The organism is Flavobacterium flavigenum (assembly GCF_027111255.2).
Lineage (GTDB): Bacteria > Bacteroidota > Bacteroidia > Flavobacteriales > Flavobacteriaceae > Flavobacterium > Flavobacterium flavigenum.
On record NZ_CP114285.2, the window covers coordinates 915981 to 930135 of the forward strand.

General features: G+C 32.4%; 11 protein-coding genes. 4 read left to right on the forward strand and 7 right to left on the reverse strand.

What is annotated here, in order from left to right:
- Nucleotides 1-19 precede the first annotated feature (19 nt).
- On the forward strand, nt 20-1516 hold the full coding sequence (locus tag OZP09_RS03345) for a S41 family peptidase (protein ID WP_281310288.1): 1497 nt from the start codon (nt 20-22) through the stop codon (nt 1514-1516).
- A gap of 162 nt (nt 1517-1678) precedes the next feature.
- Here OZP09_RS03345 and OZP09_RS03350 read toward each other — a convergent pair whose 3' ends face one another.
- The 4 genes from OZP09_RS03350 to OZP09_RS03365 all read right to left on the reverse strand — a co-directional run bounded on the left by OZP09_RS03350 (nt 1679) and on the right by OZP09_RS03365 (nt 4287).
- Complete coding sequence (locus tag OZP09_RS03350; protein ID WP_269236533.1) at nt 1679-1855, reverse strand: hypothetical protein; 177 nt, start codon at nt 1853-1855, stop codon at nt 1679-1681.
- Between the two features lie 603 nt (nt 1856-2458).
- A complete protein-coding gene (locus tag OZP09_RS03355; protein WP_269236534.1) occupies nt 2459-2650 on the reverse strand; it encodes a cold-shock protein in 192 nt (63 codons plus the stop codon).
- Between the two features lie 313 nt (nt 2651-2963).
- Nucleotides 2964-3353: a response regulator gene (locus OZP09_RS03360; RefSeq protein ID WP_269236535.1), complete on the reverse strand. Its 390-nt coding sequence runs from the start codon at nt 3351-3353 to the stop codon at nt 2964-2966.
- Between the two features lie 427 nt (nt 3354-3780).
- Complete coding sequence (locus OZP09_RS03365; RefSeq protein WP_281310289.1) at nt 3781-4287, reverse strand: response regulator; 507 nt, start codon at nt 4285-4287, stop codon at nt 3781-3783.
- 680 nt (nt 4288-4967) lie between these two features.
- Between OZP09_RS03365 and OZP09_RS03370 the strand changes: the two genes are divergently transcribed.
- A complete protein-coding gene (locus tag OZP09_RS03370) occupies nt 4968-5849 on the forward strand; it encodes a TlpA family protein disulfide reductase (protein ID WP_269236537.1) in 882 nt (293 codons plus the stop codon).
- 178 nt (nt 5850-6027) lie between these two features.
- On the opposite strand, the gene OZP09_RS03375 is transcribed toward OZP09_RS03370, so the two are convergent.
- Nucleotides 6028-7113 carry an SGNH/GDSL hydrolase family protein gene (locus tag OZP09_RS03375; protein WP_281310290.1) on the reverse strand — a complete coding sequence of 362 codons (1086 nt, stop codon included), beginning with the start codon at nt 7111-7113 and terminating at the stop codon, nt 6028-6030.
- 384 nt (nt 7114-7497) lie between these two features.
- On the opposite strand from OZP09_RS03375, the gene OZP09_RS03380 reads away from it, so the two are divergent.
- On the forward strand, nt 7498-8373 hold the full coding sequence (locus OZP09_RS03380; RefSeq protein WP_269236540.1) for a helix-turn-helix domain-containing protein: 876 nt from the start codon (nt 7498-7500) through the stop codon (nt 8371-8373).
- A 152-nt stretch (nt 8374-8525) separates the two neighbouring features.
- Nucleotides 8526-9182, forward strand: a complete 657-nt coding sequence (locus OZP09_RS03385; protein ID WP_269236541.1) for a hypothetical protein — start codon at nt 8526-8528, stop codon at nt 9180-9182.
- A gap of 313 nt (nt 9183-9495) precedes the next feature.
- Here OZP09_RS03385 and OZP09_RS03390 read toward each other — a convergent pair whose 3' ends face one another.
- Complete coding sequence (locus OZP09_RS03390; RefSeq protein WP_269236542.1) at nt 9496-11508, reverse strand: M13 family metallopeptidase; 2013 nt, start codon at nt 11506-11508, stop codon at nt 9496-9498.
- Nucleotides 11509-11698: 190 nt separating this feature from the next.
- Nucleotides 11699-14137, reverse strand: coding sequence for a DUF4982 domain-containing protein (locus OZP09_RS03395; RefSeq protein ID WP_281310291.1), 2439 nt, complete (start codon nt 14135-14137; stop codon nt 11699-11701).
- Nucleotides 14138-14155: the final 18 nt, after the last annotated feature.

Consider the following 14155-nt stretch of genomic DNA (forward strand, 5'->3'; position numbering starts at 1 on the left):
TTTAACGATTGAAAAAACAATGAAATTAAAATATATTGTTAAAACATTACTTATAGGATTGTTTTTTACAGCTTGCAGCAAGGATTCTGATTCTAATGAAACTACAGCTAGCGAGCCAGACGAGATTAATAATTTTGTCTGGAAAGCTATGAATTCCTGGTACTACTGGCAACCCAACGTTACTAATTTGTCCGACAGCAAAATCGCTTCTACCACAACATATGACAATTTTATTAACGGAAAAACTCCCGATGCGCTTTTTTATTCACTCCTATATCAAAGAGGAACAGTTGATAGATTCTCCTGGATTGAAAACAGTAATGAAATAGTGAATGCTTCAAAAATTGCAGAAGTCGAAAAAAAAGGTGGTTTTAGCTATGGAATTTATCCTAAAGATGCATCCAATACAAATATGGTAGCTTTAATTAACTACATTGTACCTGGCTCACCAGCAGCTTTGGCGGGATTGAAAAGAGGCGACGTTATTACGAAAATAAATGGAAGCCAGCTTACTTCAAGTAATTATGACCAATTAGAAAATACACAATTCACAATTACTTTGGCAGCAAGCGTGCAATTTATAAACAGTAGTTTAGTAACCACTGACAAAGCAGGAACTGTGACTGTAACAAAAGCAGAAATTAACGAAAACCCGGTTGCTTATTACGAAAAGAAAGTATATGGCAGCAAAAACATTGGTTATTTGGTTTATAATGGTTTTAAATCAGATTATAATGACGAACTCAATGTGGCTTTCGCTAAAATGCAATCGGATGGAATTAACGAATTGGTTTTGGATTTAAGATATAATGGAGGTGGCTCATTAGAAACTGCAGTTGCCCTGGCGCAAATGATTAATGGCAGTTTTACCAACAAACCCTACATTTACTTAGACTTCAATAATAAACATAATAGTGAAGATGGCTATGAAAATCTTTCCGAAAAAGTAAACATTTTTAACCTGGTTGATAACGAACCAACTTTTCAGAGAGAAGAAAGTATAAACAGCCTTGCTTTGACAAAAATATATGTGCTGATAAGTTTTCAAACCGCTTCTGCCAGCGAGCTTACCATACAATGTCTAAAAAAATACATTAACGTAATCACAATAGGCGAAGAAACAGTTGGAAAATTTGTAGGATCCAACACGCTATACGATTCCCCTGCTTATAATTATATCTCCTATGCCAATCGAAATACTAAACACAAATGGCAATTGCAACCCATTACCTTTTCATATTATAACAAAGACAAAGACGAAAATCCAGCGAAAATCATACCTGATTACGAAATTAATCCATATAGTACTTTCTTTAATCTGGTTGAATTTGGAAACGTAAAAGATCCTTATTTGAAGAAAGCCCTTGAATTAATTACAGGCCAAACCCTGCGAACTACAGCAAAAGCCGCCAATACTTCTTTGTCCTTTAATATTAGTAATCTTGCTGCATTCAACCCTACAAATACTGCCAAAGGTTTATATATCGAGGATTTTAAAAGGTTGAAAAAACAATAAAAGCAACGGAATTAAAATCATCAGTCCCCAACTCTCTGAAGTGTTCCTTTCTAACGCACTTTTCATAAGGAACTCTTCGGGAAACAGCAAAATTTTTGACGAAACAATATGACCCATATGCTTTTATTCTCTGCCGATTGCTTAACTATCTATCATTTTATATTAACAATCAATAAATTTAATTAATTGTTTGGGCATGGCCTCCTGTTCTTTTCTGTTTGGATGGTTACCTCTTTCTTTATAAGGAAAAAATAAGGTATATATTTTTTTATCGTGCAACTGATCAACGGCTTTTTGGATATAGCCCGGCCATTCAGAACCAGTCCTTGTAGCATCCATATTACCTAATGCTCAAATTATACTCGACCCAAGGATATTTGCTTCTGACTGAACGAACAAAATTAGCGTACGACTGAATTATAAAAGTTTCTGATGGTTTCTCTGTGCAAAATCTGCGCTTAAACTGTTCATTTTCCGGTTTGTTTACGATCCATGAATCATTCTGAAAAAGATTAATCACTACAATATCTGGTGTGTACTTTGCAAAATTCCATTTACTTAAAGGATCCAATGAAAGCAAATAATACTTATATGTTTAGTTTTTTAAATTGATCATACTATAAAATTGAAAATCAGGTCCTGTCGCATTTATCAGAATTTAATATAAGTTTTTTTATGATTTTAACTTTAAGTCAACAATTTTCAGAATAACAATCCTTCATAATGATTCCTGTATTGTCTTAATTACTTTATTAAGACAAAAGATTCAGATAAATCTGGAATTTTTATGTTTCATTTAAACTTCTTATTTGCAGATATTATATTAAAAACTTAAAATCATGATCTGAATATAATGAGTATCATATTGTAATAAGTAAAACTTTTGCAAAAAATAAAGGCACCTGATTATCAGATGCCTTTATAATTAATGTGATAGTATAGTTATGCTACAACTACGTTTACTGCGTTTGGACCTTTACGGCCTTCTTCAATATCATATCGTACTTCATCATTTTGACGAATGTTTTCTGACAAACCTGAAACATGAACAAAAACTTCATCTCCGCCATTATTAGGAGTTATGAATCCAAAACCTTTTTCTTCATTGAAGAATTTTACTGTACCTTCTTGCATTTTAATATATTTAATTGTTCAAAGATAACTTTATTTAATTAGAACTAATTGAATTTGAGAATTTTATTTCCAAATAAATTATTATCTCATTAAAATTGCTGAAATATACCTTAAAGCATAGATCTTTTTAGAAAATCTAATAGTATAATTAAAAACGAAATCACTATATACGAAATTGATTGTTTGAAAATATGGATTCTTTGCTTTACAATTCACGTCTATACGTATAAGAATTAAAAAAAGTTATTTTGATATAAAAAGTAAAAATGGTAATATAACTTTATTTACATTTTAATTTTTACACAGAAAATGTCTAATCACTAATATTTAATACATCTTTCAAAATATTTTTTAAATCTTCAAAATTGTACGGTTTTGAAATAAAAAATTCATTTCCATTAGTCAACAAGAGCTGTTCAGCAGCTTCCTTAGAATAAGCCGAGTATAAAATAACAGGAATATCTTTTAATCGTTTTTCATTCCTGATTTGTATTATGAATTCCTGTCCGTTCATGTCGGGCATATTATAATCCAAAAAGATAATATCTGGCAGCAATTCAGACTTTCGGAGCTTTACAAGAGCTTGATTTGGATTTTTCTCATCTGTATATAGTATATCATTCCCAAGTGATTTGACTGCCTCTTTAAAGATCTCTCTGTCATCATCGTCATCATCTATTAAAAGTATATTTTGATACTGCATAACGTTTCTTTTTGACTGGCCATTATCATGATCTAACCAATAGTTAATTTTGTACTTCTTAACTCAAAATTCAATAATTATTTCCCATATAAACTTATTATTTATCATATAGAATACTTTAATCTAGCATATAAGTAAAATTAAACTATAATATACATGACAATTTATACAACCACTTGCAATTGTTATAGAATATAGACCTAAAAAGGATATTGTTTACAACCAGTGTATGCTATTCATAAGTTCATGTTCTTATCCTAATTCCAGGCAGATAAAAAACTACTAATATTAAATATAGTTTAGAATGAGGCACTTAAAATTAATTACTTATGTACTTTATAGAAAAGTAATTACACAACCATCCAAAATTATCTTAAAATTTTTGAAGTTTATCTAAATAAAACAATCGGGATAGCCTTAGCAGTCACTAATCCTCCATGGTATTGTTTTCAGAAATAAAAAATATTTTTTTTAAAGGATTTATTAGAGCTTTTTTCCAATAAAGAAAAAAGACTTTTTTTAAAACGAGAATAAAACCTGCAAATGAACTAGGTTTTTGTATATAGAGGTCTGCTCCTTTATTGAAAGTATCCTCTATATCTTTAGGATGATTGGAAGTTGATAACATAACTGCAGGAATGTCCTTAAGTTTTTTATCATTCTTTATTTCTGCCAATGCTTCCTTACCACCTTTAACAGGCATATTTATATCTATAAAAATAATATCTGGTTTCTGTTCAGTCTCATCCTTCAAGATGTCAACTAGTTCTTCACCATTTCCTACCGTAATAATTTCAGTAGGAACTTTTGTTGCATCTACTGCATCAATAAATAATTCCTTATCATCATTATCATCTTCAGCCAATATAATTTTCAATGGCTCATTTTCTTTTAAATCTTTATTATTTAAGGGTGAATTTTCAGCACTTATCATATTGAAGTAGTTTTACAATTCAAAAGTACAGCATAAATGCCTAATAAGTTTCGTTAAAACAGAAATCTTAAAATTAATAAAATTTGAAAACACAATCAAATACTACTTAATTTAACTGTTATGTAAGACTAAATAAATTCATTTTAAAAAATTATCGCTATTTTTAACCAGTATTTAACCTCAAAATAACCGACTACATTACCAAAAATGAAAAAAATATTCCTCATATTCTTAATTGCAACCTTATATTCGTTCAATATTAATGAAGAAATAATAATTGTTTCGGGTAAAATCATAAATACAAAAATAAAACAATTCGAATTAAGGGAGAATTACTCGACAAAGAAATAAAGCTCAAAACAGATGGTAGTTTTTCAGAAAACCTGGCATTAGAATTTGATGGCATATATAGAATCGAAACTACTAAAAACAGTATTCCTATATATCTGTCTAAAGATTCTAAACTGGAAATATATGCTGATGACGCAAAACTGAATACCACTTTAAAATTTACAGGCAAAGGATATATAGAGAATCAATATCTTGCCAAAAAACAGCTTATAATTTCTGCAACTCCCGATGATCAACTTTATAAACTTAATGAAAATGAATTTCTGAAAAGGCTTCAGGAAATAAAAACTTCGGTTAATAATTTATATCTCAAAACAAAATTTACTGATATGGGATTCAAAGAAAAAGAAGCCAGAAGCATTTATTATTTGGAGCAAAAGCATTTATTATTCTATAAAAAATATCATTCTTACTATGCCAAATTAGATAGTTTTGATGTTTCTCAAACATATCCAAAGTTTGATAAAACAATGGATTTAGACACTAATTCTGATTTTTTATTCTCAAATCAATATCAGGACATTGTTGTACAGAATTTCTATGAAAACATCAAAACTGATGAAGAAGGCAATCTAATGTATTTCGCTAAAAATGCAATTCCCCAAATTAAAGCCTTAAAAAGTCAAAGCATAAAAAATCGTTTGATTGAAAACTTATCATACGATATAAACATTGAGAATGAGAGTTATGATAAAATATATCACGAATTTTTATTGATTACAAATGATCCAATATTAAAACGAAAACTCACAGCCAATTATAATGCGGCAAATGCTTTACAGCCTGGAAATACAGCTCCAGGTTTTAATTATGAAAATCAAAAAGGAGGAAAAACTTCTTTAGAAAATCTGAAAGGAAAATATGTTTATATTGATCTTTGGGCAACATGGTGTGGCCCATGTCGTGAGGAAATTCCGTTTCTTCAAAAAGTAGAAGAAAAATATAAAGGCAAAAATATTGAGTTTGTCAGTATTTCAATAGATGCAATAAAGGATCAGCCAAAATGGAGTAAATTTATTGTAGATAAAAAATTAGGAGGAACTCAATTGTTAGCAGAAAATGAATGGGAATCCAAAATAATGAAAGATTATAGTGTTCAGGGAGTTCCCACATTTATCCTTGTTGACCCAAATGGTAATATTGTTACTGCACGTGCACCAAAACCATCTGACCCAAAACTTATTGAATTATTAAATAGTTTGAGAATTTAATTATCCGATGACGAGGATCCCACTCTTTCCATAATTTTATTTTCACCACCAATATCATGTTTAGCTAAGAGATACAACAAACCATTGTGTTTAATGGGACAAAGAAAGTCCCTCAAGTTTTAACGCTTTTTATCAAAACTTTTAGGTTAATCTATTCCTGTATCTTTTGCTTAACCATCTACCATTTTATATTACGATCAATAAATTCAATTAGCTGTTTTGACATGGCCTCCTGTTCTTTTCTGTTTGGATGGTTACCTCTTTCCTTATAAGGAAAAAATACCGTATATATTTTTTTATCATGTAACTGATCAACGGCTTTTTTGATATAGCCCGGCCATTCAGAACCAGTCGTTGTAGCATCCATATTACCTAATGCACAAATTATACTAGCAGAAGGATATTTGCTTCTGACTGAACGAACAAAATTAGCGTACGACTGAATTATAAAAGTTTCTGAGGGTTTCTCTGTGCCAAATCTGCGCTTAAACTGTTCATTTTCTGGTTTGTTTACAATCCAGGAATCATTCTGAAAAAGATTAATCACTACAATATCTGGTGTGTACTTTGCAAAATCCCATTTACTTAAAGAATCCAGCGGTGCTGTACGATCGTAGGTTTCAGGCATAATTTCAGGGAACCAGCTTACTGTAATTCCTATCCCACTGCGCGCAATGATAAACGGTTTAGCATTATAATGTCTGGCTGTTATAGCCGCATAAGTATAATAGTTGTTGAAATCTTCCGGATATCCTGAGTCATTACCTCGTTCCGGCACATCTACACCGTGTCCTGCTGTAATGGAATTTCCATAGAATTCAATTTTTCTGGTACGATGGTCAGGATTCTTCAATAATTTTGTTTCCCCATAAAGCTCAAATCCATAAAATACATTTACCGATGTAGAATTTGATAGCTTATATATTTCTAATGTATGGATACCCGGGCTAAGATCTTTTGCTATATTTATCGTTTTGAGGGTATTATCTGTTTCAAACTTAAAAGGCTTTTTATCGTCTTTATCAATGATGGCGTAAAAAAATGCTTTTTCTTTTAAAGACTTCATTTTTACTGAAACGCCTGATCCTTTAAAGGTTATACCAGCTGTAGTACCAGGCCAGTAAATCATAGTAGAGTCTGCTGTAACATCTACCCTGCCCGTGTAATTGATTCTGGCATTATCGGGCTTAACAAACTCTTGTGAATATGAGTACGAAATGAAAGCAAATAATCCTAATATATGTAGTTTTTTTAAATTGATCATACTATAAAATTGAAAGTTAAGTCCTGTCGCATTTGCCAGAATTAAATATAAGTTTTTTTTAAAGCAGTTTGAATGCTAATTTACAGAATGGATTTAATATAATATCCTTTCTTATTCTATTTTAGCGACACCCTTTTGTTTTCGTATCACGACTTAGCCGTTTCAGATATAAAATTTTAAAGTGTTAGTAAGTGTATTCCATTTAATGTCGGTAAATATCATTTTCCTTACAAAAAGAAAAAATTAAAGTAATCATAAATACTAAATTATATTAGGGAACTGTTTCGGCTTGGCACTTTTCTGAGACCTTCCACACAGCCTCTAACATAATTTAGGTTTAAATAACTATTTTTATCAACTTCTTTTACAAAAAATTAGTTCAAAATGAAGACATTCAAATTCTTAAAAAATAAATATAATGTTGAGCTGCTAATTGATATTGGTACATATAAAGACATTCCATATTATTTTTTTGAAAGTGAGCTCCATCATACAGATTTTTATGAACTTATATTTTTCTCCAAAGGAAATGGCTATTTAGAACTTGATCATCAAAGAATTGAAATTTCAGATAAAACCGTCCTTTTTATTTCACCATTTCAAAAAAGAAGATGGTTTTTGGACAAAACTAAAATTGAATCTTATTTTTTATTTTTCCAGGATAGTTTTCTGTCTGATTTTTTCTCAGATAAACTATTTTCCTTCAGGCTGCAGTTTTTCTACAACAAAACAAAACCACTATATCTAAAAGTGAATGATGACTTCTTTTTGCAGTTGGCAAATATAATTCAGGAGCTGATCAGTGAAATAAAAACATTCAAATCAGATAGCGAACATATTATAAGGGCATTGTTATATTTTATACTAATCAAACTCAATCGTACTTATGCACAGCATTATCAACTGTCTTCAGAAACAGAAAATAACAGCATTGCGTATATGTTTAAAGAAATTTTGCAAAGTAAAGTCTGTAAAGTAAGAAACATTGACTATTACTCGCAAGAGTTAGGTATTAGCAGAGTAACACTAAATAAATGCATCAAAAAGCAATTTGGGGTTACCGCCTCTGAAATGATAAACGAATTTATTCTCTTTGAAATAAAGACTCTGCTAAACTATACGAAACTTAATATAAATGAAATTTCGGCCCTGCTACAATTCTCCCATGCGAATCATTTAACGCGTTTCTTCAAGGCGCAAACAGGGATTTCACCAAAAGAATTCAGAAATACTTATCAAAATGGTAGTTCTTTTATCTAACTGGTCATTATCCTTTTTTTATGTGTACTATTTTTGTACATGAGAATATTTTCACCGAAAAACAACAGGCCATTTCGTATTAAAATCACTAGAGAATGTGATCTTCTCTATTTTGGAATCACCTAACTCTTAAAACATAAAATAGCATTTCAATGAAAAAGCAAATCCAGTTTATATCTACTTTGACATTATTTCCCTTATTTCTATTCGGCCAACTCCGACAAGACATTGATCTCGTTAATCTTTACAGTAATGGAAAACTCAAATCTGTAAATAGAGAAATTAAAATCGTTTCGGTTGATAGTGGAGCATATCTAAAAATAAAAGAAAATAAAAAGGAAGGTATTGTATGGTTGCCTGTAAAAGACTTTAAAAACGGTACAATTCAAATACAAATGCGGGGAAAAGACGTTTTTCAACGAAGTTTTATTGGAATCGCTTTTCATGGTGCCGATGATAATAATTATGATGCTGTTTATTGTCGTCCTTTCAATTTTTTTGCAAAAGACTCTGTTCGGAGAATTCATGCTGTTCAATATATTTCACATCCCGATTTTACCTGGGAAAAATTAAGAAAAGAAAGAAATGCAGTTTTTGAGAAAGAAATTATCAATCCGCCAAATCCTAACGATTGGTTTACATTGAAATTAGTAATTGATAGCACAACTGTTAAAGCTTATATAAATGATGCGGCACAGCCTTCGCTGATAGTCGAAAAACTCAACAACCGAAAATCAGGAAAATTAGGGCTATTTACAGCAGACAGCAGCGGAGGAGACTTTAAAAATATCAAGATAAGTGATAACTAATGGTAATATTAATGTAAAATTACAGGAACAAATCTAAATACCTTTTTCAGAAAACAAGAGAAAGTTTTAGTTTTACATGCACTACCATAATCAATTATTTATATTCTAAATTTAAAAAATCATCTAGCCATTTAACGTCAAACATATACTTTAAATACTCCGGAAAATCTTTAGAGAATCCTGTTCACAACTAATACAAATGGCTTCAGAAAAAAATCTGAAGCCATTTCTCTTTAAGCTAAATATAAAAATTACGATACTTGTAAAGAATTTATAATTCGTTACAAAGCAAAAAATACTTTATAGAACAAAATCACCAAATTGTTATTCTGTCTTTTTCTGGCAAAAACATTTTATCTCCAGGTTGTACATTAAATGCTTTGTAAAAAGGTGTAGTATTCATTAGGGGGCCATTAACACGCCAATTTGGTGGAGAATGTAAATTATTATTAATCCATAACCGCAGAAACTCATCTTTCATTTTTACTCTCCATATTTTAGCTATAGAAATAAAAAATCGTTGATCTGGAGTAAAACCATCAATTTTTGTATTCCCTTTTCCTTGTTGGGTCATTTTAAAAGCATCATATGCTACTGCTATTCCGGCAATATCTGCTGTGTTTTCGCCAACTGTCATTGCACCATTAATGTGTAGATTGTCCAAAACAGTAAAAGTACTATACAAATTAATAACCTGTTGTATTCTTGATTTAAACTGTGCATAATCTTCTTTTGTCCACCAGTTCTTCAAGTTTCCATCCTTGTCATATTGAGCCCCCTGATCATCAAAAGTATGTGTTATTTCGTGGCCTATAACCATTCCAATACCCCCATAATTAAGTGCATCATCCGCGTTATTATCAAAATACGGGGCCTGCAAAATACCTGCAGGAAAAACAATTTCATTTGCAGTAGGATTGTTATATGCTGTAACTGTTGGAGTTGTGGTATACCATTCTGATCTATCCACATGTTTTCCCAATTTTCCCAATTGAAATTGATATGCAGCTACAGAGGCTGAAACCATATTTTCAAAATAGGTATTTCTAGCTATATTTACGTTGCTATAATCTCTCCATTGATCCGGATATCCTATTTTCTTAGTAATGGCAAATAATTTTTCTTTGGCTTTTTGTTTCGTAGCGGTACTCATCCACTCCAGTTTATCTATTCTTTTTCCGTATGCTTTTTGCAGATTATTGACTAGCTCCAGCATGCGTTTTTTTGCATCCTCTGAAAAATATTTTTTCACATACAATTCACCCAATGCCTCGCCTAAGTAATTGTCAATGACAGTAGCCATTTTTTCCCCACGTGATTTCTGAACCGCCTGACCAGAAATTACTTTTGCATATTCAAAAGCAGCATCTGCAAAAGGCTTACTTAAATCATCTGCATATCTTTCTATAGAGTTTGCTTTCAGATACACTTTCCAATTTGGTATGGGAATAGTTTTTAGCAGCTTATTAAGGGCATCGTAATAGGCTGTCTGCCCTACATTAATAGAATCGGTTTTGGCACCCAAATTATTTAAAAAAGCAGTCCAGTTTATGTTAGGATGTTTTTTTACAAGATCTGCGACAGCCGTTTTATTATAATTTGCCTGCACATCCCTAAGTTCAACTTTAGTTTTATGCGAAACAGCGAGTTGTTTGTCAATATCGTAAACCAAATTAGCATTCTTTTTAGCTTCGGCGGAATTGGTCCCTGTTAGCTGAAATAATGTAGTAAGGTATTTTTTGTAAGATTCCTGTATGGCAATAGTTGATGAATCTGATTTGAAGTAATAGTCCCTGTCAGGCAGTCCAAGACCTGTTTGGTAAATCTGGGCAATATTCATATTGCTGTTTTTCTCATCTGGCGATACTCCAAAACCTATAATAGAAGAATTGTCTACTTTTACCTGATTACCTACAAACTTCATTAAAGAAGATAAATCTCTTATAGCTTCAATTTTGTCAAGAAGTGGCTTGATAGGTGCATAACCACGTTTGTCAATAGTTACAGTATCCATACCAGATGCATAAAAGTCACCTACTTTTTGTGCTATACTCCCTGCCGGATTCTCGCTTTGAGAAATACTATCCAATATTCCCTGAAGTCGAATTCGCTGCGGAAAATTCATAAACATATAGGCACCAACTCCAGACTGGGATGAAGGTATGGATACAGAATCATACCATTTGCCATTTACATATCTAAAAAAATCATTACCAGGCCGTAATGTAGAATCTATTCCCGTAATGGTGACATTTTTGTTACCGCTATGTTTTGAACACGCTGTAAAAGCTAGTAATACAATGAAGAGCACTAATGTATTTTTCATAATGTGATTATTTCTGTAAATGAATGAAAAACGTTTGCAGACAGCTATTTAAAATGGATATGTCTGCATATTAATTTTAGCACAACAAGATACGAATTCAGTTTTTAATTATGAAGTTAAAAAATAGCAGCATAAAAAAAGAGGCATCAGCCTCTTTTTCAATTAAAATTTATAGGTAATTTTAAAAATATTATCGTTTAGACTTCAAATTAATTTTACCTGTCTGAAGCCCTTCACCTGTTACTTCGAGTTGGATAGCCCCCGGGGTTTCAATTGCTTTAACCAAAACCACTAGTTTACCACTGAAAAGCTTCATATGATCCTGATGAAACACTTCTAATGATGTAGCATCACCATTACATGCCGCTCTGTAAGTTGCAGCACCAGTTACTTTAAACTGCAGTTCATTATCTGCAACAGGACATGGTATGCCGTTTTTATCTACAACTGAAACCGTAACAAATGAGATATCCTCACCATTGGCCTTTATTGTTTTTCGATCTGCATTCAGTACAATTTGATAAGGATCACCAGCGGTTTTAACCTCGCTTTTAGCAGCTATTTTTCCATTCGAATCAAAAGCCACAACTTTTACTGTTCCCGGCTCATACTTTATATCATTCCACATTAAACGATAACGGTTTTGCGGAGTTGAATTATTCTTCTTTTGGATTCCCATGCTCTTTCCGTTTACAAAAAGCTCGGCACTGTCGTAATTGGTGTAAACAAAAACCGGAGTAATCTCTCCTTCTCTTCCTTTCCAGTTCCAGTGTGGTAATATATGAAGTGTTTTGTCTTCCTTATTCCATCTGCTTCTGTAAAGATAAAAACGGTCTTTAGGAAGTCCTGCTAAATCTGAAATTCCAAAATAAGAACTTCTTGACGGCCATTTTTCATCGTAAGGCGTTGGTTCTCCTAAATAATCAAAACCTGTCCAGACAAACTCTCCAATAACCCAGGGTTTGTCATCCTGAAGCACGAAATCTTCATCAGGAACATTCGACCAGCTGCAGGCTTCAAGATCATAAGATGAACTTTGAAAATCATCGTACTGTTTATTCTTTTCCTGTACCACAGGAAATTTATAAATTCCTCTTGAACTAACTGTAGAAGCCGTTTCAGAGCCTAATATAAATCCTTGTGGGAATGTTTTATAGGCTTCTTCGTAAAGATGAACCCTGTAATTTAATCCCGGAATATCCAGCAAAGCTCCAAAACCAGATTCCATAGTTGCTTTTACCTGATCCATACCAACAGTAACGGGTCTTGTAGGATCTTCACGGTGAAAAATGTCCTGTAGCCATCTGGCACGTTTTACCCCTTCTGCTCCCCATTGATCCGGAACTTCGTTTCCTGAGCTCCACATTACAATGCAAGGATGGTTTCGTGTGGCTCTTACTAAATTTACAATGTCTTTTTCGGCATATTCTTTAAAAAAGCGATTATATCCGTTTTCTACTTTTGGCTTTGCCCATTCGTCAAAACTTTCTGCCAAAAACATAAAACCCATTTCATCAGCCAGTTCAAGCTGTTCAAAAGAAGGCATATTGTGAGAACTACGGATGGCGTTACATCCCATGTCTTTTAGAATGGTAAGCTGCCTTCGAAGCGCCGCTTTATTTATTGCCGCACCAAGAGGCCCTAAATCATGATGAAGGCAAACACCTTTGAATTTAGTCACTTTTCCATTCAGACTAAATCCTATTTTAGGCTCATATTTTATAAACCGGATACCAAACTTAATGTTTTGTTCGTCTTTTAAAGTTCCGTCTGCCGCATATAATTTGGTTACTGCTGTGTACAAATAAGGCGTTTCAGGACTCCATAAATTAGGCTTGGCAACTTCTATTAGCTGATGGAATTTCCCATCCTTTGTATCAGTACTTTTTTGTGTTGCAACAACCTTGTTATTAGCATCTTTTATTTGGGTTACCATCGACAAGTTACTACCATTAAACTCTGCTTTTATATCAACAACAGCACTATTACCTTTCATCTCAGGAGTAGTAATAAAAGTACCCCATTGCGCAAAATTTTCCTCTTCCTTAACTACAATACTAACTTTTCTGTACAAACCAGCCCCCGGATACCATCTTGAAGAAAATGGTTCATTGGTTAATTTTACAGCCAGTATATTTTCTTTTCCAATAAGAAGATCATTGGTAATATCAATATAAAAATAGCTGTATCCATAACCCCATTGCCCAACCTTTTTCCCGTTTAAATAAACCTGAGGTTCGCTCATTGCACCTTCAAACAGAAGAAGTGCTTTTTGGCCTTTTTTAAACTCCGGAATGGTAAATGTATTTCTATACCAGCCCGTTCCTATATGTGGCAATGCTCCGGTTCTTCCTGTTTTTTCAGTTGCTTCTTTTTCTCCGTTTTGCTCAATGATACCGGTCTGTATGTCCCATTTTTTATCAAAAGGTCCATAAATCGCCCAATCATGAGGAATACTGACTTTTTCCCACTCTGAAGTATTAAAATTAACTGCAAAGGCATCTCCTTTTACTTCTTTAGAAAAACTCCAGTTGTCTTTTAAAACAACAGTAGTGGATTGCGACCAAATTTTTCCAGATGAAAAAAAGAGCAAAAACGCGAGTAATATGGACTTAAAAATTATCTTCATTTTCGTTTGTACTTTACT

Coding starts and splice junctions, on each gene's coding strand:
- OZP09_RS03390 (WP_269236542.1), bottom strand. CDS start 11,508: ATGAAAAATACATTAGTGCTCTTCATTGTATTACTAGCTTTTACAGCG.
- OZP09_RS03375 (WP_281310290.1), bottom strand. CDS start 7,113: ATGATCAATTTAAAAAAACTACATATATTAGGATTATTTGCTTTCATT.
- OZP09_RS03370 (WP_269236537.1), top strand. CDS start 4,968: ATGGGATTCAAAGAAAAAGAAGCCAGAAGCATTTATTATTTGGAGCAA.
- OZP09_RS03345 (WP_281310288.1), top strand. CDS start 20: ATGAAATTAAAATATATTGTTAAAACATTACTTATAGGATTGTTTTTT.
- OZP09_RS03360 (WP_269236535.1), bottom strand. CDS start 3,353: ATGCAGTATCAAAATATACTTTTAATAGATGATGACGATGATGACAGA.
- OZP09_RS03350 (WP_269236533.1), bottom strand. CDS start 1,855: ATGGATGCTACAAGGACTGGTTCTGAATGGCCGGGCTATATCCAAAAA.
- OZP09_RS03355 (WP_269236534.1), bottom strand. CDS start 2,650: ATGCAAGAAGGTACAGTAAAATTCTTCAATGAAGAAAAAGGTTTTGGA.
- OZP09_RS03385 (WP_269236541.1), top strand. CDS start 8,526: ATGAAAAAGCAAATCCAGTTTATATCTACTTTGACATTATTTCCCTTA.
- OZP09_RS03365 (WP_281310289.1), bottom strand. CDS start 4,287: ATGATAAGTGCTGAAAATTCACCCTTAAATAATAAAGATTTAAAAGAA.
- OZP09_RS03395 (WP_281310291.1), bottom strand. CDS start 14,137: ATGAAGATAATTTTTAAGTCCATATTACTCGCGTTTTTGCTCTTTTTT.
- OZP09_RS03380 (WP_269236540.1), top strand. CDS start 7,498: ATGAAGACATTCAAATTCTTAAAAAATAAATATAATGTTGAGCTGCTA.